This is a genomic window from Geobacillus sp. BK01 (assembly GCF_052220245.1).
Lineage (GTDB): Bacteria > Bacillota > Bacilli > Bacillales > Anoxybacillaceae > Geobacillus.
The window spans coordinates 1-23,771 of sequence record NZ_JBQPTH010000020.1; the positions used below are offsets into that span (position 1 = coordinate 1).

Genomic DNA, 23,771 nt, shown 5'->3' on the forward strand with positions numbered 1-23,771 from the left:
ATGGAAATCTTTGTCCGAAACAATTCACAAAAAATTTAGCACATTCCTTCAGAAAAGGGGAGAGGGCTTTCTGAAAGAATGTGCAAAAAATGGGCGTTTTGTGCTGAAATAAAATGATAATTTACACCCAAGCATGAAAATAACCGCTCATGGATTCATTATTTTCACAGAAAACATCCATGAGTAAGCTTTTACTCGCCACCCAAGCATGAAAATAACCGCTCATGGATTCATTATTTTCACAGAAAACATCCATGAGTAAGCTTTTACTCGCCACCCAAGCATGAAAATAACCGCTCATGGATTCATTATTTTCACAGAAAAAAAGACAGCAAGCGCCGGAGGGAAATCCTCCCTATTGCCCGCCGTACTATCCTAAGAGATAATTTTTCTCAAAAAACAATGAATCAATTATTGTAATGTTAGGCTTCTCCATTAAATAAAGCTATCGGTACAACAGAGTAGCCTTCCATAATCCTTCTGGCAGTGCGTCCAATGGCCGCACGTTTCACCCGATACTCCCCATTCTCTCCTATAACAATTGCCTCAACCTCTATAATACCTGTCGGATGGCCAATCTTAACTGGTCCTTTATGACCAGAGAGAATATCGTGTACAACCGTCCCTGGTATTTGGCTAGCTGTAGCTAACGCAATAGCTCCGCTAACAGCAAAAGCCGGATGCAATGTCCCCATAGCAATATACCGCCCAATAATATGAATATCGTTGGCAGAGATGATTTGTTTTTCACTCGATACATAGCTCTTGCGTTTGGCGATGACACATATCTTAGGCAACGCATGAGTAAACGGACTTGGATTATCGTCCGGATCGATTAAACCTATTTGTTTTCCAATCTTCACACGGATTTCTTCTAGAACATCGAGAAGATCCTTTTTATTGAAATCTTTACCCACTTCTGTACCTTCAATACCCATTTGATCTGCTTTTACAAAAATAAGGGTATTAGCAGAATCGACTACAGACACTTCGATCTCCTTGCCCGAAGAAAGCCTGATCTTATCTTTCACATCACCTGTCGGTAACACTTTCCCAGTGATGGCTCCCCCAGAGTCTAAAAAATTTACACTAATCTTAGATGCAACCCCTAACACCCCAGAAATTGAGAAGTCTCCCTCGTAGACAATCTCTCCATTTTTAACTGGGACTTCTACTTCTATAATTTTATTTGTGTTAGTATTGAAGATTCTGACAACGGTATAAGGTTCTGTAATTTTACAAAACCCCTCCTCAACTGCATATAGCCCAACTGCTGCTGCCATATTTCCGCATGTAGGTGTATAATCAATTACTTCTTTAGTCACACTTACCTGTCCAAATGTATAGATAATATCAACGTTTTCCTGTTCAGATTTTCGAATTAGCGCTAATTTACTCGTTGTAGGTGATCCTCCACCAATACCATCTATTTGTAATGGATTAGGACTACCATAAATCTTTAAAATGACTTTGTCACGCGTTTCCGTATCCTTTGGCAAATGTTTCTCGTCAATGATTAACCCCTTGCTAGTGCCTCCCCTCATATAAACACACGGTATTCTGACTAATGATTGCCCAGCCAAGAGCGAACTCCCTCCCCATAGACATATGCCCATATCAAGAGTATACGCTTGTAATATATGTTACATTTATTGGAATATATTGCATAATAAAGGTACAGTTTTGCTCCCATTACTGAATACTTTTTTACCGTAGTGAAGAACACATTTATTCCTCAACTTTACTGGAAATACAAGTATATTTCACGTTAATTATTTATTTTTATCCCTTTTTGTACGACCAATGGTTGTTTGGCCTTTTGAACCACTCTTGTTTCCCTTTCCACTCGCTCCTCTTGGGCATAGTTAACTAAAGATAAAAATCGATAAACAAAATGGGCAAATTTCGAGTAAGGTGCTGTAAAGAATAGAGTTGCAACACTTGCTAAATGAATAGACAACCAAAATCCCATTAAGACTGTTTCACGAAAACCTAATACGAGCATCCCGGTCAGTGCAACGAATAACAAAGCAACGGAAAAAGTGCTGCCTTTTTTGACAGAAAATTCATCATCAACCTCTTTATCTGTCTTAGTTTTCAAATACAGTAGGCCGATAAGTCCGATAATCATCATAATTCCACCAACGGTACCTAAAATAACGACTGGATGAAACACTGGATACGGTGCCGGAACGTGTAGAACATGATCATAAAATGCTGCTAAAGTCGTAGAGGCGAAGTCAAGCAAAAATCCATAGCCAACCAAATGATGCAACCATCTACGGTTTGCCGCCGGCTTTTCTGTTGGATACGTACAACCGGCACCACCACCATCAAGATAACGAAGACTCATGGCGTATTTTATTGCAGTAATAATATCTTTCCATGCAACTTTATCCGTCTTTGAAGATCGTATATCACGCCAGTATCTAATCGCACCGATAAGCCAACCTACAACCATCCATAAGCCTAAAATAGTAAACACGCTAATCATGACGCCTTTCGGAATAATTTCATAGAATGATCCTTCCCCTGTATAGCGTTCGAAGGTACCTGAAATCCCGTTTTTGACAAAAGCACCTCCGACAAATACCAAAATGGAAACAATAAATACAATCCAAAAACCCGTTAGCTTTTCACCCATCAATTTTGCTAATGAACTTGGCCATGCGTATTTCACATACGTTTCCTCTCGAATTTTCGCAAACGTCTTCGGTGGGTTGATGCCGAATTCATGAGGAGTCGTAAATGGGCAGGCATAATAGCAATCACGACAGTCATGACACAAATTAGCTAAATATTTCATATCATTATCACTAAATTCACGGCGCCATTCAATTGCCCGCCATACAGCGCAAAAACCTTCACAATAGCGGCAAGCGTTACATAACTCCATTTGTCTCTTTCCATCTTCGTATAGCTCTCTTATTTTTTGATTTTTAGTTTCCTTACTTAACTGCATACGCTGCTTCCCTCCCTGCAATTCTTCCTAGGGTGGCACCTAGTGTAAGCCCAAATCCTGCTAAATATCCACGCCGAAGGACATTTCCAGAGGCAATTTCTCCACAAGCAAACATATTTTCTGCTAACCGCCCATCTTTCATCATCATTCTTGCTTGTTCATTCACCTTCACTCCTAAATAGGTAAAAGTAATACCGGCTTTTAATGGATAAGCATAATATGGCGGTGTATCGATCTTTAAAGCCCAGTGGCTTTTCCTTGGTGTCAGTCCCTCTGTTGTACAGTTATCTAATTCTGCCGGGTTAAAGTCTCCCGGCCGTACAGCAGCATTATATTCTGCAACCGTTGCTTCGACGGCATTGGGGTCTAATCCTAATTTTTCTGCCAACTCTCTTATGGATTGCGCTTTTTCCGACTTCCACACAGAAGGCATAAATTTTCCTAACACTTTACTATCAAAAATCGAATATGCGATTTGACCAGGCTGTCTTGCAATCAAACCTCCCCAAATGGCGTAACGTTTCGGCCAAAAATCCTCTCCCTCATCATAAAATCTCTTGCCATGTTTATTCACAACAATACCGAAAGGTACGCTATCCAAGCGTGTAACAATTCCCCCATCAAACTTTGGCGCTCTTCCATCTACCGCAACGGCGTGAAAAGCATCTTCCTCTCCCACCTTTTCGACACCTTTATTTAGGAGAAGTTCTAACACATTCCCTTGATTATAAGGAGTTCCACGGATAATAAAGTTATCGGCCGCATCTCCCCAATATCTTCTATGCCATTCAATATTGGCCTCGAAACCGCCGGAAGCGACAATCACCATTTTGGATCTTACTGTAATATACTCACCGTTCCTTTTGATGGTAGCTGACTTAAATACGTTCCTATCAATATCCATATCCACTAACATGGCCTCATACCAAATTTCAATGCCCTTTGCTTCAGCGGTATGATAATACGAATTCATCATCGCCTTACCGCCACCAAGTTGAAAAATGTTAGTACGACCTAGATGAAGCGTCCCAGATAATGTTGGCTGCCATCGAATCCCTTGGCTAGACAACCAGCTAGGCAGCTCCTCCGAATTACAAACTATTAATTTGGCGAGGTTTTCGTTAATTTCTCCGCCTGCGACTTTTTTTAAATCTTCCAAAAATTCATCTTCCAAATAAGTGCCGATCATATATTCACTTGGACGCGTATGCATAACCCGAAAGTCCCGTGTATGTCTGCTGTTGCCGCCGCGGTAAAACTTTGGCGCTCGCTCGACAACGAGCACTCTCCTCGCTCCATGATCGCGCGCCGATAAAGCAGCGCTCATTGCCGCATTTCCTCCCCCAACCACTAAAACATCGGTTTCCATGTGCAACCCCTCTTCCAAGTATTTTCAAAATAAGAATAATATATTTTGTCAAATAAAAAAAATACAAATTATTTATTCTTATCGATAAAAAAATACTATGATAAAACCTAACAAAAAAGCAGAATGCATCCTGTGATGCATTCTGCTAAACAATTAGCCTTATTTCGAGTTTAACATGCCAAACACTTGCTCGACATCTTTATCTCCGCGCCCCGACAAATTCACAAGAATGATCTGGTCTTTGCCCAATGTCGGCGCAAGTTTTATCGCGTACGCCACCGCATGGGCGCTCTCCAGAGCGGGGATGATTCCTTCCGTTTTGGACAACAGTTGGAACGCCTCAAGCACTTCCTCATTCGTAACCGTATAATACTCAGCCCGCCCGGACACTTTCAAATGGCTGTGCTCCGGACCGATGCCCGGATAATCGAGCCCAGCGGCGATCGAGTATGTCGGTTGCGGATTGCCGTTTTCATCAAGCAACACGAGACATTTGAATCCGTGAAGAACCGCCGGAACTCCCTTCGTCAACGTCGCCGCTTTCTCCGGCTCAACGCCGATGAGCCGCACACTCGGTTCATCCAAGTAGTGGGCGAACGCCCCGATGGCATTGCTTCCCCCGCCGACGCAGGCCACCACCGCATCCGGAAGCCGTCCTTCTTTTTCGACCATTTGCCGCTTGCTTTCTTCGCTGATGACCGACTGAAAATGTTTCACCATTGACGGATACGGATGCGGGCCAACCGCCGAACCAAGCAGGTAGAACGTCGTTTTGTAGTTTTGCACAAGGTCGTTCAACGCCTCATCGACCGCATCTTTCAACCGCCCTTGCCCTTTCGAGACCGGCACGACTTTCGCCCCTAACAGCTCCATGCGGAACACGTTGAGCGCCTGGCGCTTCGTATCTTCTGCACCCATATAGATGGTGCAGTCCATGCCAAACATCGCACAAGCCGTAGCGGTCGCCACACCGTGCTGGCCTGCGCCGGTTTCCGCGATGACCCGTTTCGCCCCCATCCGCTTCGCCAGCAAAATTTGTCCGATGACGTTGTTGATTTTATGCGAACCGGTATGGTTCAAATCTTCGCGCTTCAAATAAATCTTCGCCCCGCCGAGCCGCTCCGTCAGCCGTGCCGCAAACGTGAGCGGGCTTTCGCGGCCGACATACTCCCGCAAGTAGGTTCGAAACTCCTCATTGAATTCCGGATCATCCTTATATTTCAGAAACTGCTCCTCCAAATAATCAAGCACTTCCTGCAATTCATCCGGAACGAAGCTGCCGCCGAATTCGCCGAAATAGCCTTTCGTTTCCTGGACTACACTCATGGCTCATCTCTCCTCTGCTTTCTGAAAGTCGTAACAGTAACAGAATAGACTGTTTTGACAGGCAAGTCAATCAATAATTTTTACTTTTTGAAACATTAAAAAAAGGAGCGGCCCACCGCACAACCATACGCCAAGCATTCAACGCTAGTGCGGTGAACAGGTGCTGTTGCAAAGCCACCGTGCAGCCGCACCCTCACAGCTTCCTACTTCGGATATTCACCAACCAGAGCAGGCAGTTCGGCTTATAAAACCCCAAGCTGCTCATCGCGCAGATCGGTAATAAACATATGTCCTGGGGCATGCGTAATCATCATATCCGGCTTTACTTCCATAGCCACCGCTTGAGGGGTGACCCCACAGGCCCAAAATACCGGGGTCTCCCCCTCACGGATGGTGACCGGATCCCCAAAATCAGGCTTATAAATATCATGAATCCCTATAAGTTTCGGGTCACCAATATGAATAGGGGCACCATGAACGGACGGGAAGCGGCTCGTGACTTGAACCGCCCTGACAACATCCTTATGGGGAATCGGGCGCATGCTTACAACCACTTGCTCGAATTTGATGCCCGACAGTATTTTCTCGCAATCACCGTAAACTACCATAAAAAAGAGAGGAGTTTTCTCATCCCCCCTTCCTTTCAAAATACACATGCAACCGATACTCGCAAATCTCTTTTGTCCAGTTGTGCAATATTTCTTCATGCTCGTTCTCAATGGCAAATTGGAGCGCAAAAACGTTGTTTGCAAAGGAAATCAGCCCATTCGAACTGCCGCTCCATTTCGTCATCGGCATGCGGGTGATCAACCGGCTCACCTTTTCCTGGTCATATTCCCAGAGGCGCTTCGTTTCTCCGTCGGAAAAATCGATGCGCTTTCGGTATTCTTTTTCCGTTAAGTACCGATGGAAAAACGGGGCAGCCTCCTGCGGTGTAATTGGTTGGTGCCATCCGGACGGTCCACGTTCAAGCATGGCTTTTAGGACAACCATTTTATAGCTTTTTGACATCACCGTACGTTCCACTTCAACAAGCCACGATTCGTATTTTCGGAACACGTCCTTTTCTAGATCGGACAACTCATCTGCCCAATATAAAAACCCAACGTAAGATCCGAACTCTGATTTATACTCCGCCGCCTCGCTCCGACCATGAAGATGCAGTTCCAAATAAGTCGGCCGTCTGCCAAGCTCCTGTTTCAACTGCCGATAATCGGCAAGCAGCCGCTCTTTGCGCGGCTGGCGTTTTTTCTGCATCTCCTCGAGAAGATGGATGGCTTGAACATCGAAATGCAGTTCGCACGTTTCCGGAACTGTTGGCACAACGGATTCTCGCGCCTTTTTCTTCGTTTCGCCCCGCTGTGTATCGAACAGGCGCAATTTGACATCCGCATTCCGATAGTTTCCGATTAAATCAATAATCACGCAATAGTCCTTGCCTTCGTACAGCCGCAGCCCGCGCCCGACTTGTTGGGTGAAGACGGTTAACGATTCTGTCGGCCGCACAAACAAAAGTGTATCGACAGAAGGAATATCAACCCCTTCATTGAACAAATCGACGGTGAAAATGGCGTCCAGTTCACGGCGTTCCAACATGGCAATGGCCTGCTTGCGCGAAATAGACGTCTGTTTTGAGTGAAGGCTGACGGTTCGATAGCCATGGCGTTGGAAATACTTGGACAGAAAATCGGCTTGCCGAACGGATGAACAAAAGACAAGTGTTCTCGTTTTCTTATACTGCTCCCACGCTCGCAAAATTTTCTCCGCCACCTCCTCGCGAAGCTGCGCTTGGAGTAGTTGTTCCTCATCATAGCGGTTGCCGAGCCATTTGATTTGCGAATAGTCTATGTCATCGTAGATTCCGTAATAACGGAAGGGAGCCAACCAACCGCGCCGCACCGCTTCGATAAAATCAATGCGGTACGCGACATTGCCGTCGCAAAGAGCGTATACGTCTTTATTATCATTCCGGTCCGGGGTAGCCGTAATGCCGAGTAAAAATCTCGGGCGGAAATAGCGGAGAACCCGCTCATACGAAGAGGCCGCCGCATGGTGGAATTCGTCCACAACGATCAAGTCAAACGAATCCGGTTGGAACGCATGCAAATGTTTTTTCATGCTTAATGTAAAGATCGAAGCAAACACCATATCGGCATTTCCTTCTTTTTGATTGCCATCGTACAGCCCTCCCGTCCGGTCAGGCATCACGCGCTCAAACGACCGCTTGGCTTGGCGGAGAATTTCTTCGCGGTGGGCGATAAACAGCACCCGTGAAAAACGGCGGGCAAAAAAGGCGGCCAAGTATGTTTTTCCGAGCCCGGTCGCCATGACAACCATCGCTTTGTCGTACCCTTCTTCATAGGTGGCTTCCAGACGTCGAAGTGCCTCCACCTGGGCAAAGCGGGGCTGAATTGTTCCGTACGGCGCCGCTGTCTCGCGGACAAAATCGGGAGGCTCGTCGCTCACCTCTATTTCTTTCTGCTCCGCCGGGAGCATCAGCTCGATTTCCTCTGCTTCAACCCATGTACGCGCCAAGTTCGGGTGGCGCTGATGGTAATCTTGGCATTGTTTTTCATAATCAGCGATCGTTTCGACATTGACCGGCACGGTTTCCGGGGCGTAAAACAGCTTTAAAAACTGCTCCATCGCTTCTGCAAATACCCCTTCATCAACGCTCTTATCCAGCCCAAGGTTCCATTCGACCCCGTCAGTGAGCGCCGAGCGGGACAAGTTGGAGGAACCAACAATAAAATAGCCGCCTTCTGCATCTTCGAACAAATACGCCTTCGGATGGAACGAAACTCCCTCACTCCGATACAAACGCACCTCAATATCCGGGTGAATCGAAATCAGTTCGCGCAGCGCTTCCGGTTGAGTGACAAACAAGTAGTCACCGACGCAAACTTTTATATCTGCCCCCCGCTCCGCAGCCGCCTTTAGGTCGCCGTTTAGGAGGCGCACCCCGGACTTCATCGCAAACGATGTCAATATGTATATGGTTGACGAGCGGCTTATCTGTTCCTGCAGCTTATCGAGGAGATACCTAGAAATTAACTCCACCTTACTCATCATGGACCTCAATCAAGAAAATTTTCTCCTGGAAGCCGCCGCGTTTCTCTGCCTTTTCCGCCCGGATTTGTTCAACTTGTTCGATCGAAGCGCCGTGGCATTGGGCCAAAGCATGAATAATTTCCAACACATCCGCCAACTCTTCAAGAGCAGCCTCGTCCGTTTCTGCTTGGACGTATTCTTCAAGTTCTTCAAACGCTTTTTTCTGCAGTTCTTTCCGATATTCTTCATCGCCAAGTATGCGAGTTGTGGATGTTTTCCCTGCTTGTTCGATAATGGCTGGGATGCGGTCGCGGACGAGTTTGTTATATATTGGCATATCCATTCCCCCATTTATAAAGCTATACTACTATTTTACTAAATTCCACATCCTTTTCATAGAAACAATTCCCCCTTCTCTCTCCTTATTTAAAGCTGGCACCAATGATCGCAAAATAATAAATTAAACACTTCACATACTCCCCCCTCCCGCGTGTCATAATAAAAATCGACATGATTTTTGAAAAATCGACATCGTTCGAGTGTGGAGGATCATATGGAACGTTTCGTTCTTTGGCTGCTTGTCGCGGTCGGGGTGGGGCTTTTGCTGTTGAGTTTCCGCTTTTTGCCGGCGCGGGATGTATGGGTGTCGTTTTTGCTGAATGCGTATGCGGCGAGTTTTTTCGGTTCGATCGTGGCGGGGGCCGGGCTGCTGGAGTATCCGGTTCGTTTTTTTGCCGCTTATACGGATAACAGCGTCATTTTTGAATATCTTCTTTATCCGGTTGTCAGTGTGTACGTTTATGCCACCTCGCGCCGGGCGCGCTGGCCGGGCGCGGCGGCGCAATGCGCGGGGTATGCGGCGGCGCTGACGGCCCTTGAGGTTGTCTTTGAGCGGTATACCGATTTGATCGAATATCGTGCCTGGAAGTGGGAATACTCGCTCGTTACGATGTTTCTATTGACGCTGGCCGTTCGGTTGCTCGCCAGGCGAATGGTGGGGGGAACTGAATGAACAGGCATGTCTATTTTTGCCCGTTTGGCGCTATACATATAGTATCGTTGTCCAAAGGGGGGAAAATGGATGGTGCTGTTTGATGTGGAGCATCGGCTGTATTACGAAGCGGTCAATTCGGCGCGGCCGAAAATGGCGCCGATCCGCCAAGACCGGGCGTGGGGGTATGTGTGGAAGACCGTAAACGGTGAGCGGGTGAAGTTTTGGATCGATTTCCGGCGCGGGCGGTACATGTATTTTGAGTACGGGCGCAAGTGGTACCGGGTCGCGTATTTGCAGGCGAACGGAAAAAAGTCGGGCGATGACGTGTTCGATGGCGCGATGATTGATTTGACGGTGGACGGGCACCGGCTGCTGTTCATGAAAGGGCGCGTCGGCCGTCAAACGGCGCGGGCGGTATGAAGCAGGCGGTTGGCCCCTCTGCGGGCGTTGGGGGTCTCTTTCGCGATTGGTGCAGCGGGTGGGCGGCGTTCTAGTTTGGGGCAAACACAACTGGACGGAATAAGATCGTTGTTCGGCTGTGCATACTAGCAAAGTAGGCAAATTCTTCACAGGAGACGATAAGCCATGGACCGGATCCATTTGTGGGCGCTCTTTGTGGTTGGGATGATCTTGTTGTTTTTCGCCTTGCGGACCCCGCCAGTCAAGGAAAAGGTGATAGTGTTCCTGTTGAAAGCGTATTTTTCTACGTTTTTTGGGGTGATAGTCGTAGAAACGCATTGGCTTGAGTATCCCGTCCGGTTTTTAGGGAGCTATTTCGAAACGAGTGTTTTGTTTGAATACTTCCTGTATCCGATCATCTGTGTATATTTCTATCAAACTTCCCGCCGCTCGCGCCTCCCGGGCATTATCGGCCAATGTGCGCTGTATACCGCCGCTTTGACTGCTGTCGAGGTGCTTTATGAAAAGTATACAAATTTGATTGAGTATCACCGGTGGACATGGATGCATTCATTTGTCACCATTTTTGCCTTATCGTTTTCCGTCCGGATGTTGATGAAGCTCATTGACAAATGGGGACAGACGGTTGGCTGACTGGCGCAGACGTTTGAAACGGCGGGCGGCAAGGGATCGTTTTCCCTTGCCGCCATTTTTTACGCCCACCACATCTCCGGCAGTTCTTCTTTGAACAACACCTTTTTCAAGAGGGCGACGGCTTTTGACAGCCCTTCATCAATCGAGGCGAGCATATCTTCATGTTCGATCGAAAGCACATAGTCGTAGCCGACGGCGCGCAGGGCGCTGACGATGTCGCGCCACATTTTTTCGCTTTGCCCGTAGCCGACGGTGCGGAACACCCATGAGCGGTCAAGGATTTGGCTGTAATGTTTCGTGTCGAGCACGCCGTTTTTGCGGATGTTCGCTTCGTCTAGGTACGTGTCTTTCGCATGGACGTGGAAAATCGCCTTTTCGCGGCCGAGCAGTTTGATCGCTTCGACCGGGTCAATGCCTTGCCAAAGCAGGTGGCTCGGGTCGAAGTTGGCGCCGATCGCGTCGCCGACGTGGCCGCGCAGTTTGAGAAGCGTCTCCGGGTTGTAGACGACAAAACCTGGATGCATTTCAAAAGCGATTTGCGTGATGCCGTGCTCCTTGGCGAACGCCGCCTCCTCGCGCCAGTACGGGATGACGACTTCGTCCCACTGCCATTTTAAAATTTCCAAGTAATCCGGCGGCCACGAGCACGTGACCCAGTTCGGGTATTTGGCGCCGGGATGGTCGCCCGGGCAGCCGGAAAAGGCGTTGATGACCGGGACTTCGAGCTGCTCGGCGAGCCTGACCGTTTTCCGCCAAGTGTCATGCGACTGTTTTGCGAACGTTTTGTCCGGATGGAGCGGGTTGCCGTGGCAGCTTAACGCGCTGATGACGAGGCCGCGGTCGGCGACGGCTTTTTTCAACGCTTTGATTTTTTCCGGCTGGTCCAACAACACGTCCGGGTCGCAATGGGCGCTGCCCGGGTAATTGCCGGTGCCAAGCTCCACCGCCTCGATGCCCATGGCGGCGACTTTGTCCAGCATTTCCTCAAACGGCAGCTGTTGATACAAAACGGTAAATACGCCTACTTTCATTTTGCCTTTCTCCCCCTTTTGGCGGCCGCTCTGCCGCGCTGTTTTCGTTTCGCGCTGCCCGCATTAGTCTTACCGACGGGTTCCAACTGGCGCCGGTTATTCCGCCACCCGCACCCACTGTTTCGTGCGATGGCTTTCCAAAATGGCGTCAACGATCTTCATCGTATGGTGGCCGTCGGCGATCGTCGCAAACGCCAGCTCCCCGAGCGCTTCGCCGCGTTGTTTCCGGATGATGGCGCCGTAAAAATCCAAAAACAAGTTTTTCAGCCCGTCCGGCCAGCCTTCTTCATGGCCGCCCGGGTAATGGGCAAGGGAGGCGGCGCGCGGTGAAAGAAGCGCCGGGTCGCGGACGATTTCCTCATTCGGGCCGTTGCGGCGCCCAACCCAGAGGCGGTTCGGGTGCTCCTGGTCCCAGGCGAGCGTCATCTCATCGGCCGCGATTTCAAAGTACAGGCGGTTTTTGCGGCCGGCGCTCACTTGCGAAATCGTAAACGCGCCGTGAGTGCCGTCGTCAAAATGGACGAGCACGCTGCCGCCGTCTTCCGTATCAATCTGAACCGGCTCGGCGTCTTGAGCATGCCCGGATGTAAACGTGCTCCCTTCATGCGCCGGCTTGTAGCGGACCGGATGAACGGTGCGCAAGTCGGCGAACACTTCGACGATGTTCTTGCCGAGCACATGCTGGACGGTGTCGCACCAGTGCGAACCGATGTCGGCGATGGCGCGCGACGGGCCGTTTTGCGCCGGGTCGAGCCGCCAATTGTAGTCGGTGTCATACAAAAGCCAGTCTTGCACATAGCCGCCGTACACGAAATGGACGCGCTTCGCATCGCGGGCGAGCCGCTCTTTCGCCTCGGCGACAAGCGGATAATGGCGGTAGTTAAAGCAAACCGCGCTGAGGCCCGGGCTTTGTTCGGCCAATGTTTTCAACTCCGCCGACTGTTCGCTGTTCATAGCGAGCGGCTTTTCCGACAACAAATGTTTCCCCGCTTCGAGCACCGCCTTGTTGATTGGGAAATGAAGGACGTTGCGCGTGCAGTTGTGGATGACCGCAACGTCCGGGTCGTCAATCAAAGCGCGGTAGTCGCCGTACGCTTTCGGGATCCCGAATTGGCGCGCTTTCTCTTCCGCTTTTTCCTGGCTGCTTGAAGCGATGGCGACGATGTTCACAAACGGCAGGCGGCGGAGCGCTTCAATATGGGAAGAAGCGGAAAAGCCGGTGCCGATGATGCCGACGTTGATCGGGTTCACGGCGTCACTCCCCCTTGTTTCGCTTTGATCGGCTCGAGCGGCTTGACGTTGCCGAAAACGATTTCCCCGCGGTTGACCGGCGCCGCCCAGCGGACAGCGTTGGCGATCACTTTCAGCACGTCCGGATGATGGTACGTCGGGTATGTTTCATGGCCGGGGCGGAAGTAAAAAATTTTCCCTTTCCCACGCGTGAACGTGCAGCCGCTGCGGAACACTTCCCCACCTTCAAACCAGCTGATGAAAATCGTTTCATCCGGCTCGGGGATGTCGAAAAACTCGCCATACATTTCCTCCCGTTCAAGCTCGATGTACGGCCCGATGCCTTCGACGATCGGATGGCCCGGGGCGACGACCCAAAGCCGCTCTTTTTCATCCGCTTCGCGCCATTTCAAATTGCACGTCGTCCCCATCAGCTTTTTGAAAATTTTCGAGAAATGGCCGGAATGAAGGACGATAAGCCCCATCCCTTCGAGCACGCGGCGATGGATGCGCTCCACCACTTCGTCTTTCACTTCATCATGGGCGATATGCCCCCACCAGACGAGGACGTCGCAGCGGTCGAGCACCTCATCGGTCAAGCCGTGCTCCGGTTCGTCCAAGACGGCGGTCGCCGTCTCAAATCCGGCGGCAGCCAAATAGTTGGCGATGACGGTATGCATCCCTTCCGGATAAATGGCTCTTACGTTTTCATTTTTCTTTTCATGGCGGAATTCGTTCCACACAACGACGCGAATTGGTGTAGTCATAGCTAATCCCCCTCGGTTCTGTTTTGTCCCCGTCGCCCTTGACGTTGCTTCCATAGGTGTTGGTCAAGGGCGAATCCGGCTTTGAGAATGTCCCACGATGCCCAATGGAATGGCGCGTGTACCATGTTCGTAGGACGTTTGCCGCTTCCTTCTTCCGGCCTGCCCCCGGATCGGCAGCCAGGCCGGGTGATGCTCTCGCTGTTTTCTTACCATTCGATGCGGACTTGCCGCCCTTGTTCGGACGACTCGTAAATCGCTTCCAGCACTTTGGCGATCGTCAGCCCTTGTTCCGCCGTGCAAAGCGGCGGCGTGTTCTGGGCGATGCTCGTCAAGAAATGGTCAAGAAGCGCCACCCGTTCGCTTTGGTCGTCAAAATGGAGCGTGACATCAGCCGGAACGCCGTGTTCATTGCGGAACCATTTCACTTCCTGGCGCTTGCCGGCGATGTTCCACTCCCAGCGCACGCCGCCTTCGGTGCCGAGAAATTCGACATACGCCCGCTCTTCTTCAATGTGCGACGCCCAGCTTGTTTCAAGCAGCACTGTGGCGTCATTGTCGAGCTGGATGAACGCCGAGGCGAAATCTTCGACCGTATAGGAGGCGTTCGGCGCAAACGACGTTCCCGGCCATGCCCCTTGGCGGCGCGGGCCGAACTTGGCGTACGTTTTCCCGGTCACGGCCACCGGATTCGGATTGCCGAGCAGCCAAAGCGTCACATCGAGCATATGGACGCCCAAATCAATGAGCGGACCGCCTCCGGAGCGCTCGCGGTCAAAAAACCACGCCCCCCACGCCGGAATGCCGCGGCGGCGCACCCAGCCCGTTTTCGCGTAATAAATGTCGCCGAACGCGCCTTCTGCGATGCGTTGATAAAGCCATTGCGCCGCTTGGCGGAACCGGTTGTTCAACGACACCATAAACTGTTTTCCCGATTCGTCGCGGGCGCGGATGATGGCGTCGGCCTCTTCCGCCTTCGTCACCATCGGCTTTTCGCAAAGCACGTGTTTCCCGGCCCGCAAGCTGTCGACCGCCGCTTGGGCGTGCAGAAAGTTCGGCACCGTAATGATGACGGCATCGACATCCGGAGAGGCGAGCAGTTCCTTGTAGTCGCGGTACACGTCACGGATGCCGTACGTTTTCGCTTTCTCTGCAGCGGCTTTTTCATTGACGTCGCAAATAGCCTGCAAAACAGCGCGTTCAGGCAGGGCGAGCGCCGCTTTGATATGTTCTTTAGAAATTCCCCCAGCCCCGATCAAGCCGAGGCGGATCGGACGGTTGTTTTCCATCATTCTTCCCCCTTGCGTCGATTTACGTTTCTGTCGTTGCTTGATGTAATCGATTACATCAGACAACAAAAAAGATTCCTCTGCCCCCGCCGCCGGGAAGAAGCGCCTCCATAGCCCCTAGCGCTTCCCCCCGCACGACTCGCGGATCACCAGCCGGTCAGGCAATACAAACTGGCGACGTTCGACGTCATTTCCTTCAATCAATTGAAGCAACAGCTCCATCGCTCTTTGGCCGATCTCAAACATCGGCTGGGCGATCGTCGTGAGGCTCGGTTCAAAAATCGAGGCCATTTGGATGTCGTCAAACCCGACGACCGCTATGTCATCGGGAACGCGCCTCCCGCGGTGGCGAATGGCTTTAACCGCCCCGATCGCCATCTCATCATTGGCGGCGAAAATGGCCGTCGGCGGTTGCTCAAAGGCGAGCAGTTTCAACGTTAAGTTGTATCCAGACTCGTAGGAAAAATCGCCTTCCTGCACGAGCGCGGCGTCAACGTCAATGTTGTGCTGCGCCAACGCCTGATAATAACCGCGCAGCCGGTCGCGGCTGAGAATTACGTCTATCGGCCCGGACAAGTGGGCGATGCGGCGATGGCCAAGGCGGATCAAATGCTCTGTCGCCTTGCGGGCGCTGCTGATGTTGTCAATGGACACGGTCGGGATATCCGTCCCTTCGAGATACTCGCACGCCAAGACGATCGGAAACTGGCGCGCCATCTCTTCCATCAGCTCTTTGCGGATGCGGGCGGTCAAAAAAATCATCCCGTCGACTTGCCGCTGCGGCAATACGTTCAAATATTGCTCCTCAAGCTGCGCATCGTTTTGCGTATCGCCAAGCAGCACTTGATAACCGTGCTCACGGGCAACCGCTTCAATGCCGCGCAGCACTTTCGAGAAAAATGGGTTCGTAATATCGGGCACAACGACGAGCACCGTCTCAGTTTCCATCCGCCGCAAATACCGGCCGAGCACGTTCGGCTGATAGTTGAGCGCTTCAATTGCCTCAAGCACGCGCCGTTTCGTCTCCTCGGTGACATTGCCGGCGTTGCGCAATACGCGCGATACAGTCGCTGTCGATACGTTGGCCCGTTTCGCTACATCTTTTATGCTTGCCATCGGTGCAATCCTCTCGGTTATGTAATCGATTACATTACCATCGTACAGGAAAGACAGGGCGATTGTCAAGCGTTGTTTTTCTTGTCCTTCGCGCGTTCCTGAATGCGATGGGCCGTTGAATGACTTGAAGGATCCCGCAGCAATTCTTGTGAAAGGCGTTGTCACCGTATCTTTCCCCCATTTCCATAAACACTCGATCGGATGGAGTTGCTGTGTCGGCATGACAATCCGATGGCGGCTTCCCTTCTTGGCAAAATAAGGTATACTGAAAGTGAGAAGGTCGAGTTGAAAAAAGAGTTTTTGCGCATGTTGGTGCGATAGTTGGGAGAGGAGAACTCCATGGAAATTAGAAAACCAAACGATTCGGAATACAAAAAGATTTTATCACTCACACCCCAAGCATTATTCGAAGGCACATTAGGCGAGGCAAAACCGTCAGATGAAAAAGTCAAACAACTGATTGAACCATTATTGCAGAAAGGGGGCTATTATTTGATCGCAACAGAGGACGATCAGCTCATGGGGTGGATGTTAATCGGGGCAAGCTAAGACCCGCTTACTGAGAAAATATATGGATTCATCTACGAGTTGTTCGTTTTGGAAGAATTCAGGGGAAAGGGAATTGCAAAGAAGTTAATCGAAACCGCCATCGAACATCTGAAACAGGATGGATATTCAGAGGTTCGTTTGCGTGTATATGCAGGGAATCAAGCGATGAAACGGTATGAAACATTCGGATTCAAGCAGAAAACCATGATCATGAGCATGAACGTGTAAGGGGCATCCTTAGCAGGCGACAGGAAGAAGCGCCTTTGCCCGAACGCAAAGGCGCCCATCATGGAGTTCAGTCCGATTAATCAATCGCCTGGCGCGCACGGTCTTGAAGCATTTTAACCCCGACGAGCGAAATCAATCCCATGACCACGATGTAGAACGAAATCGCGGTCGCGCTGCCGTATGTGTGCAGCAGCCACGTGCTGATGAGCGGGGCCGGGCCGCCGGCGATGATGGCCGCCAGCTGGTAGCCGAGCGAAGCGCCGCTGTAGCGCAGGCGCGTCGGGAAGTTTTCTGCGATCATGGCCGCCTGCGGGCCATACAGCATGCCGTGGAACACCATGGCGACAATCGTCGCCAGAAGAATCAGGGCGACGCTTTTCGTATTGACGAGCCAATAATACGGGAACGCCCAAAGCATCAGCAAAATCGTGCCCGTCATGTAAACGCGGCGGCGCCCCCACCGGTCGGATAAATGGCCGGAATACACAATGGAAAGTGCATTGATCACCGCGGCGATAATCGTCGCATTGACGAAAATGCTTTTTTCCATTTTCAAAAACGTCGTCCCATAGCTGACGATAAACGTGACAAAAATATAGAACGACCCGTTTTCAATCACCCGCGCCAGCGCCGACCAAATGATTTCCCGCGGGTGTTTGGCCAGCACTTCGCCAACCGGCATTTTGCTTGTTTCTTGTTTGGCGATCGCCTCTTGGAACAGCGGCGACTCCAACACTTTCAGCCGGATGTACAACCCGATGACAATGAGCAGAAAGCTGACGAGAAACGGAATGCGCCAGCCCCATGCGTAAAAGCTGTCGCCGCCAACCGCCAACATGAGCGTCGTGACAAGGGAAGACGACAACAGTCCAAACGGCACACCCATTTGCGGCAGCGAGGCCATCAACCCGCGCCGCTTGCCTTCTTCCCATTCCATCGCAATCAATATGGCGCCGCCCCATTCCCCGCCGACCCCGATGCCTTGAATGAGGCGAAGAACGGTTACCAACACCGGCGCCCATAATCCAATTTGTTCATACGTCGGCATCAAGCCGATCAACGCCGTCGCCAGCCCCATCAACAGCAAGGTGGCCACCAATGTTGCCTTCCGTCCAATGCGGTCGCCGAAATGGCCGAAAATGGCCGCCCCGACCGGCCGCGCAACAAACCCTAAGGCAAACGTCGTAAACGACTGCATAAGGGCCACGTACGGATCGCTTTGCGGGAAAAACAGTTGCGGAAAAATGAGCGCAGCCATCGTCCCATAAAGGAAGAAGTCATACCACTCAATCGTCGTGCCGACCACGCTCGAAATCGCCGCCCGCCTTTTTTGCCGTTTCAATTCGGCGGCATCGATCATCGTTGTTGCCACTGCCAACACTCCTTTCGCCATAATCAACCGATCGAAAAATGGATGAATGATAGCGGAAGCGGCCTCAGCCGCTAATCACCCGGCTTGTTAGCGCTTCCAAAATAACCCTCTGACCAGCTTCCAAACCAACACTGCACCTGCGCCAGCTGCCGACTGTGGAAAACTCATCCATCCTGCTTTCTTCTAGCCTTTGGTTTGGAAAGGACGTTCACCGACCGCCTAGCGGCCCCCTTCCCGCGCCACGAGAACATGCACGATCGCATCGACAGCCGTTTCCCCATGCTGGTTGACGATTTGTTGATGCACGGTCACGAGTCCGGCTTCCTCGCCCCGTTCCGTCAGCTTCTTCACTTCCGATTCCACGTAAATCGTATCGCCGATTTTCACTGGACGGACGAAACGGAGCGCATCGATGCCGTAAAAGGCGAGCACACACCCCGGCTCCATCACCCACAACCCGGTCGCCGCGGACAGCGTTAACATCCCGTGGGCGATCCGTTCGCCAAACCGCGTCTGCCGTGCGTACTCGCGGTCGAGATGGAGCGGATAAAAATCGCCGGAAACGCCGGCAAATCGCACAATATCAGCTTCCGTCACCGTCCGCCCGCGCGAACGATGGCGCTCGCCTACGGCATATCCTTCAAAAGGGCGGTCAAAACGCACTCCTCTCACCTCCTTGCGCAAGATTGGAACAACCCGCCTGCTCCCACCCCCTTTCCGCCCATGCAGGGACATGCCCATTGTTCCAAATAGTGTAAATTTTCAGAACAAAGAATCCAAAAGACGACTGGCACTAACTGGACTTCAAAAGCTGCGAAAGGCTGCGTCCTTTCTGTCCAACGCCTGTCATTAGCATATGAACGACAAGCGGGGGATAGAACGATTCATGTACGGTTTTTGTATTTCCAAATCGTCCTGTCAACACAAAAGGATGCCCTTTGCGGCAGGCACCCTTCTCGCTGCTTCGTTTGATTATTCCTTAACAGAACCGGACGTGAGTCCAGATACGATGCGGCGTTGGAACAACAGCACCATGATCACAAGCGGGATCGTAACCACGACCGTCGCCGCGGAAATTTCGCCCCATGGGATCGTATATTGTCCTTGAAACATGGCGATGCCGACCGGGACGGTTTTGTATTTTTCCGCTGTGTTGATCGTCAAGGCAAATAAAAATTCGTTCCATGCGGCGATAAATACAAGAATGGATGTCGTAAACACGCCAGGCACTGCAAGCGGCAAAATGATTTTAAAATACGTCTGCATCGGCGTCGCCCCGTCCATTTTTGCCGCTTCTTCCAAGTCAAACGGAATTTTGCGGAAAAAGGTGACGAGCAGCCAAATCGACAATGGCAAGGCAAACGTCGTATACGGAATAATTAACCCTAAATAGCTGTTTGTTAAATCAAACTTTTTCACAAACATATAGATAGGGGAAATGGTTGCGATTTGCGGAAACATCGATACCGCAAGCACCAGGCCGAGAATGACGGTCTTGCCCTTAAACTCCAAGCGTGCAATCGCATAGGCCGCAAACGCGGCGACGAATACCGTATACACCGTCGTCACAGTCGCGACGACCGTGCTGTTCCATAAATAGCGCAAAAACGGATAATTCACAAATACGGATATATAGGACTTCAACGTCGGATGGCTCGTAAACCAATCGAACGCCTTTTCCCCAAACAGCTCGCTCAGCGGCTTTACAGAGCTGAGAAGCACCCATAAAAACGGAAACATCACAAAGAAAACAAACAGAGCTAAAAACACGTAAAAGAGCGGACCCGCTTTTTTCGTCATGATCCCACCTCGCTTATCGTTTCACACTCGCGCTGTCAGACAGCAAATCCTTCCCAAGCCACTTAATATAAATCATCGAAATGATGGCTACGCAGAGAAATACGATAACGGCCAACGCCGAGCCGCTGCCGAAATTCGTCTGCGAGAACATGACTTTGTATGCCAGGATGGAAATTGTTTCTGTCGAGTTTGCCGGGCCTCCGCCGGTTAACACGAAAATCAGGTCAAAGACGCGAAATGCATCCAACGTCCGGAACAAAAGCGCCACTAAAATGCTCGAGCGCAGCAGCGGCAACGTCACTTTGGTAAATTGTTGCCATTTTGTCGCTCCATCAATCGAAGCGGCTTCATATAGTGAATTAGGAATCGTTTGCAGGCCAGCCAGCAACAACAAGGCCATATACGGCGTCGTTTTCCAAACGTCGGCAAAAATAACGGCAAACATTGCCCCTGCTTCTGTCGTCAACAAATCCCCCATCCGATCCACAAGGCCGATCGTTTCAAAATATTTGGCGACAATTCCGTTTTGCCCATCGTATAAAAATTTCCACATGAGCGCGGATACAGCCGTCGGAATGGCCCACGGGATCAAAATCGTCGCCCGGACGAGCCCGCGGCCAACAAACGCCTTATTAATAAGCAACGCGATCGCCAATCCGAGTACGAGCTCAACAGCAACTGACACAACGGTAAAAAATGTCGTATTCCATAACGCTTTCCATAAACGCGGATCGCTGAAATTGTCTTTATAATGCTTTAATCCAATAAAATTCGGCTCGATGACGACGCCCTTAAGCCCTTCGGCAAGCCCGACAACCTTATCAGGCTGCTTCAGCTCCGTGTCTTTCCTGACCTGTTTCAATGTTTGGAGAACATCGCGAACCGTGGCCGTCAATTGTTCAGCCGTCTGTTTGTCCAATTCAGCAATTTTCAGTTCTTCGCTCGGAGATTCAAAGTTGTCCAGCGCTTCATTCACCCGGTCATATTGTTTCGCCACTTGCGCGTCGGCGCGGATGGCCGCATCCATTTTCTCTAACTTTTCTTGTACTTGGCTGAGCACTTCTTTCGTTTGCCCATCTGCCGCAGCGATTTCTTGTTTCAGAGCGCCTTGCAAAAACGGATAGTTTTGCAAATACCGCTCTAAATCTAAACTGTAGTTTAAATGAATCGACGATTTCGTCGGATCATTGAGCCGATAGTCGAACAGGCTGTAATAAAACGATTGAATGACCGGCCAAATGGCGATCGCCAAAATGAGCAGCATGGCCGGCGCGACGAGCGAATAACCTAAAATCCGTTCCATTCGCTTTTCATTCCTCATCGCCGCCTTCCCCCTTCCCTTTGGTAAAAAGGCATTAGCCTTCAGAACCGGCCAGGAGCGGCCTGAAGGCTAATACACGGAATCGCTGAAAACGCATGGTGTTCTCTCGTTCTCTTTTTTCCAACCTCTGCTGGGCTGCACCGTGCTAACGGAGCCCTTTTATTTGTTCATTGCCGCCTTCATCTCTTTTTCCATATTCGCTACCGCTTGCTCGACGGTCAGCTCTCCGGCTAGTGCTTTCGACACATTAATTTGGATAATTTCCGAGATTTCCGGATAGTTCGGCACGACCGGACGCGGCACGGCCGCATTCAAGGCGTTGACAAACCCTTCTTCCGCAAAGAACGGATTCGCTTTCAACACTTCCTCATCCTCGAACAACTCAGGCAATGTCGGCGCCAAACCGCCATAAATCGCCGAGATTTTTTGCCCTTCCGGCCCGGTCATAAATTTGACGAACTCCCATGCTTCTTTCGGATGTTTCGAGTATTTGTTAATGGCGGTCATCCAGCCGCCCAGCGCGGCAGCCGATCCTTTGTCGCCAGCTGGAAGCGGCGCGACGCCGACTTTGCCGACGATTTTCGATTGCTCTTGATCGTTGGCTAAAGCGTATTGGTACGGCCAGTTGCGGATAAACGGCGACTGCCCTTCAATGAACGCAGTATGGGATTCGGGTTCCATAAACGTTGTCACGTTGCTCGGCACGACATCCGATTGAACGATTTCGACCATTTTTTTCAAACCTTTAATAGCTTCGGGACTGTTGACGACGACGTTGCCGTTTTCGTCGACAATTTTCCCTCCGTACGAAGCGATAAATTCTACCGCGTTGCAGACGAGCCCCTCATACTGCTTGGCCTGCATCAAATAACCGAACTTCATGCCGCCTTTTCCTTTCAGCTCTTTTGCCGTCTCTAACAATTCATCCCATGTTTTTGGCACTTTCTCCTCAGGCACGAGGTCGGTGCGATAAAACAGCATACCGGTGTCAATAAATTTTGGCATTGCCCATTGCTTGCCATTAAAGTTGCCTGCCGCAAGCGCCCCTTGGTTGTATTTGCTTAAGTCAATGCCGTCTTTCTCAATAAAGCGGTCGAGCGGCAGCGTATAGCCTGCCTGGGCGAACTCCGCCGGCCAAATGACGTCGAGATCCATGACATCGATTTCCGACGATTGCGCATTTAACATCGTGACATACGCATCATGTTGCTTCCCGGTGTCGGCCGGCATTTCGCGCAACTCGACATCAATGTTTGGATGCGTTTTCTCGAACGCTTCGATGATTTTCTCGGTCGCTTTCGTCGAATCTTGGCCGCGGGCGTAGACAATTTTCACTTTTTCGGATTGGCTCGTTTTCCCTTCTTCTTTTTTGCTGTCTTGACCCGCATCGCTGGCGCTTTGGCCGCCAGAGCACGCCGCAAGCCCTAAAGTAAGCGCTAACAAAACTGCTGATGATTGAAACGACTTTTTCATTTCTTATCCATCCCCCTATTCTATGTTTGTTGTATAGTCAAAAACAAACAGAACCGAACACTTCGATGCTGCCGCGGCCCAATCACCTCCTAAACAGAACGATTATGCAGTTGCACGTTAGGCATCCTTTGTTGCTTGTCTGCTCCGTCTTTCTGTAATCGATTACATCAAACCGCTCATAGTTTTGCTTCTCCCCGCTCCTTCCGCGTTAAGAAGAATAATTCCTCTGAAAAACAGGCCTTTGGCATCCCTGTTCAACTCGCGGAACTTGTCTAGAAATCGACACCTTGCGCAATTTTTTCGCAAACTTATGTATGTAATCGATTACAAAACCATCTTACATCGGCTCTATTTCTGTCGTCAAGAGCCAAAATCTTTTTTTAATTCATAAACAAAGAATCCCAGGCTGTTTCGCCCGGGATCCCTCTCTCACACTTCCACCGTCTTCCCTTCCTCAACGATATGGTAAAGCAAATGCGCCAGATGGTGGATCGGTCCGTATTCTTCCTCGCCGTCTTCTGTCATTTCTTCTTCGTCAGCGAATTCAAGGTCGTTTAAGTAGAGCGCCATAAATTCGTAAAAGTCTTTCAGCTCAAAGCTGTAGCACGCGCTTGGGTCTTCGTTGTCTTCTTCATACTGAAGCATTAAGTACGATACGTTGCCTTCGTTGTCCTCGGCATCGAAAAAGACGAAATAACCGATATTGGTGTCAAGGTCAAACAAATGCCGCGTCCCGCCTTCGGTCGCCTTATCGAACTCATCTTGGCTCAGTTTGCCGACGTTCATCGCTTCGACGTCGTCTTCACGATGGAATTGGACAGTAAACGTTTTCATGTTCGTCTC

At 50.5% G+C, this 23,771-nt stretch carries 20 protein-coding genes and 3 pseudogenes; 5 read left to right on the top strand and 18 right to left on the bottom strand.

Annotation, left to right across the window (positions count from 1 at the left end; genetic code table 11):
* Positions 1 to 422 precede the first annotated feature (422 nt).
* The 7 genes and pseudogenes from ACTVDO_RS14595 to ACTVDO_RS14625 form a co-directional block, all read right to left on the bottom strand.
* Positions 423 to 1,583, bottom strand: a complete 1,161-nt coding sequence (locus tag ACTVDO_RS14595; RefSeq protein ID WP_020960208.1) for a 2-methylaconitate cis-trans isomerase PrpF family protein — start codon at positions 1,581 to 1,583, stop codon at positions 423 to 425.
* 185 nt (positions 1,584 to 1,768) lie between these two features.
* Positions 1,769 to 2,962 carry a tricarballylate utilization 4Fe-4S protein TcuB gene (gene tcuB / locus ACTVDO_RS14600; protein WP_020960209.1) on the bottom strand — a complete coding sequence of 398 codons (1,194 nt, stop codon included), beginning with the start codon at positions 2,960 to 2,962 and terminating at the stop codon, positions 1,769 to 1,771.
* On the bottom strand, positions 2,949 to 4,331 hold the full coding sequence (gene tcuA, locus ACTVDO_RS14605) for an FAD-dependent tricarballylate dehydrogenase TcuA (protein ID WP_442901762.1): 1,383 nt from the start codon (positions 4,329 to 4,331) through the stop codon (positions 2,949 to 2,951). The genes tcuB and tcuA overlap by 14 nt, the downstream gene beginning before the upstream one ends.
* A gap of 159 nt (positions 4,332 to 4,490) precedes the next feature.
* Positions 4,491 to 5,657 (bottom strand): tryptophan synthase subunit beta, encoded by a 1,167-nt coding sequence (trpB, locus tag ACTVDO_RS14610; protein WP_020960211.1) that lies wholly within the window; start codon positions 5,655 to 5,657, stop codon positions 4,491 to 4,493.
* A 242-nt stretch (positions 5,658 to 5,899) separates the two neighbouring features.
* Positions 5,900 to 6,214 (bottom strand): annotated as a pseudogene (locus tag ACTVDO_RS14615) (D-glutamate cyclase family protein); the annotation flags it as partial.
* Between the two features lie 70 nt (positions 6,215 to 6,284).
* The gene (locus ACTVDO_RS14620; protein WP_023817658.1) at positions 6,285 to 8,726 is read right to left on the bottom strand and encodes a DEAD/DEAH box helicase family protein; all 2,442 of its coding nucleotides are present in this window, start codon (positions 8,724 to 8,726) and stop codon (positions 6,285 to 6,287) included.
* Entirely contained in the window at positions 8,719 to 9,045 is a 327-nt protein-coding gene (locus tag ACTVDO_RS14625) for a nucleoside triphosphate pyrophosphohydrolase (protein ID WP_020960214.1), read from the bottom strand. Before ACTVDO_RS14625 ends, ACTVDO_RS14620 begins: the two co-directional genes overlap by 8 nt.
* A 216-nt stretch (positions 9,046 to 9,261) precedes the next feature.
* On the opposite strand from ACTVDO_RS14625, the gene ACTVDO_RS14630 reads away from it, so the two are divergent.
* From ACTVDO_RS14630 to ACTVDO_RS14640, 3 genes are all read left to right on the top strand, one after another.
* On the top strand, positions 9,262 to 9,720 hold the full coding sequence (locus tag ACTVDO_RS14630; RefSeq protein WP_020960215.1) for a CBO0543 family protein: 459 nt from the start codon (positions 9,262 to 9,264) through the stop codon (positions 9,718 to 9,720).
* A gap of 69 nt (positions 9,721 to 9,789) precedes the next feature.
* Positions 9,790 to 10,122: a hypothetical protein gene (locus ACTVDO_RS14635; RefSeq protein ID WP_020960216.1), complete on the top strand. Its 333-nt coding sequence runs from the start codon at positions 9,790 to 9,792 to the stop codon at positions 10,120 to 10,122.
* A gap of 165 nt (positions 10,123 to 10,287) precedes the next feature.
* The gene (locus ACTVDO_RS14640) at positions 10,288 to 10,755 is read left to right on the top strand and encodes a CBO0543 family protein (protein WP_020960217.1); all 468 of its coding nucleotides are present in this window, start codon (positions 10,288 to 10,290) and stop codon (positions 10,753 to 10,755) included.
* A 59-nt stretch (positions 10,756 to 10,814) separates the two neighbouring features.
* Here the strand turns inward: ACTVDO_RS14640 and ACTVDO_RS14645 are convergent, their stop codons facing one another.
* The 5 genes from ACTVDO_RS14645 to ACTVDO_RS14665 all read right to left on the bottom strand — a co-directional run bounded on the left by ACTVDO_RS14645 (position 10,815) and on the right by ACTVDO_RS14665 (position 16,185).
* Positions 10,815 to 11,786: a sugar phosphate isomerase/epimerase family protein gene (locus ACTVDO_RS14645; protein ID WP_020960218.1), complete on the bottom strand. Its 972-nt coding sequence runs from the start codon at positions 11,784 to 11,786 to the stop codon at positions 10,815 to 10,817.
* Between the two features lie 96 nt (positions 11,787 to 11,882).
* A complete protein-coding gene (locus ACTVDO_RS14650) occupies positions 11,883 to 13,037 on the bottom strand; it encodes a Gfo/Idh/MocA family protein (RefSeq protein WP_020960219.1) in 1,155 nt (384 codons plus the stop codon).
* Complete coding sequence (locus ACTVDO_RS14655) at positions 13,034 to 13,783, bottom strand: ThuA domain-containing protein (RefSeq protein ID WP_020960220.1); 750 nt, start codon at positions 13,781 to 13,783, stop codon at positions 13,034 to 13,036. Before ACTVDO_RS14655 ends, ACTVDO_RS14650 begins: the two co-directional genes overlap by 4 nt.
* 206 nt (positions 13,784 to 13,989) lie before the next feature.
* Positions 13,990 to 15,069 carry a Gfo/Idh/MocA family protein gene (locus ACTVDO_RS14660; protein WP_020960221.1) on the bottom strand — a complete coding sequence of 360 codons (1,080 nt, stop codon included), beginning with the start codon at positions 15,067 to 15,069 and terminating at the stop codon, positions 13,990 to 13,992.
* Positions 15,070 to 15,186: 117 nt separating this feature from the next.
* Positions 15,187 to 16,185, bottom strand: a complete 999-nt coding sequence (locus ACTVDO_RS14665; RefSeq protein ID WP_442901763.1) for a LacI family DNA-binding transcriptional regulator — start codon at positions 16,183 to 16,185, stop codon at positions 15,187 to 15,189.
* A gap of 216 nt (positions 16,186 to 16,401) precedes the next feature.
* On the opposite strand from ACTVDO_RS14665, the pseudogene ACTVDO_RS14670 reads away from it, so the two are divergent.
* Together ACTVDO_RS14670 and ACTVDO_RS14675 are read left to right on the top strand one after the other, a co-directional pair.
* Positions 16,402 to 16,503, top strand: a pseudogene (locus tag ACTVDO_RS14670) (DUF4351 domain-containing protein); the annotation flags it as partial.
* A 21-nt stretch (positions 16,504 to 16,524) separates the two neighbouring features.
* Positions 16,525 to 16,962, top strand: a pseudogene (locus tag ACTVDO_RS14675) (GNAT family N-acetyltransferase).
* Between the two features lie 76 nt (positions 16,963 to 17,038).
* Here the strand turns inward: ACTVDO_RS14675 and ACTVDO_RS14680 are convergent.
* The 6 genes from ACTVDO_RS14680 to ACTVDO_RS14705 all read right to left on the bottom strand — a co-directional run bounded on the left by ACTVDO_RS14680 (position 17,039) and on the right by ACTVDO_RS14705 (position 23,762).
* On the bottom strand, positions 17,039 to 18,334 hold the full coding sequence (locus tag ACTVDO_RS14680) for an MFS transporter (protein WP_442901764.1): 1,296 nt from the start codon (positions 18,332 to 18,334) through the stop codon (positions 17,039 to 17,041).
* 219 nt (positions 18,335 to 18,553) lie between these two features.
* Entirely contained in the window at positions 18,554 to 18,997 is a 444-nt protein-coding gene (locus tag ACTVDO_RS14685; RefSeq protein WP_442901765.1) for a MaoC/PaaZ C-terminal domain-containing protein, read from the bottom strand.
* A gap of 309 nt (positions 18,998 to 19,306) precedes the next feature.
* Positions 19,307 to 20,134 (bottom strand): carbohydrate ABC transporter permease, encoded by an 828-nt coding sequence (locus ACTVDO_RS14690; protein ID WP_442901766.1) that lies wholly within the window; start codon positions 20,132 to 20,134, stop codon positions 19,307 to 19,309.
* A gap of 13 nt (positions 20,135 to 20,147) precedes the next feature.
* Positions 20,148 to 21,455, bottom strand: a complete 1,308-nt coding sequence (locus ACTVDO_RS14695) for an ABC transporter permease subunit (protein WP_442901767.1) — start codon at positions 21,453 to 21,455, stop codon at positions 20,148 to 20,150.
* 159 nt (positions 21,456 to 21,614) lie between these two features.
* The gene (locus tag ACTVDO_RS14700; RefSeq protein WP_442901768.1) at positions 21,615 to 22,928 is read right to left on the bottom strand and encodes an ABC transporter substrate-binding protein; all 1,314 of its coding nucleotides are present in this window, start codon (positions 22,926 to 22,928) and stop codon (positions 21,615 to 21,617) included.
* A 429-nt stretch (positions 22,929 to 23,357) separates the two neighbouring features.
* Complete coding sequence (locus ACTVDO_RS14705) at positions 23,358 to 23,762, bottom strand: hypothetical protein (RefSeq protein WP_020960230.1); 405 nt, start codon at positions 23,760 to 23,762, stop codon at positions 23,358 to 23,360.
* Positions 23,763 to 23,771 lie beyond the last annotated feature (9 nt).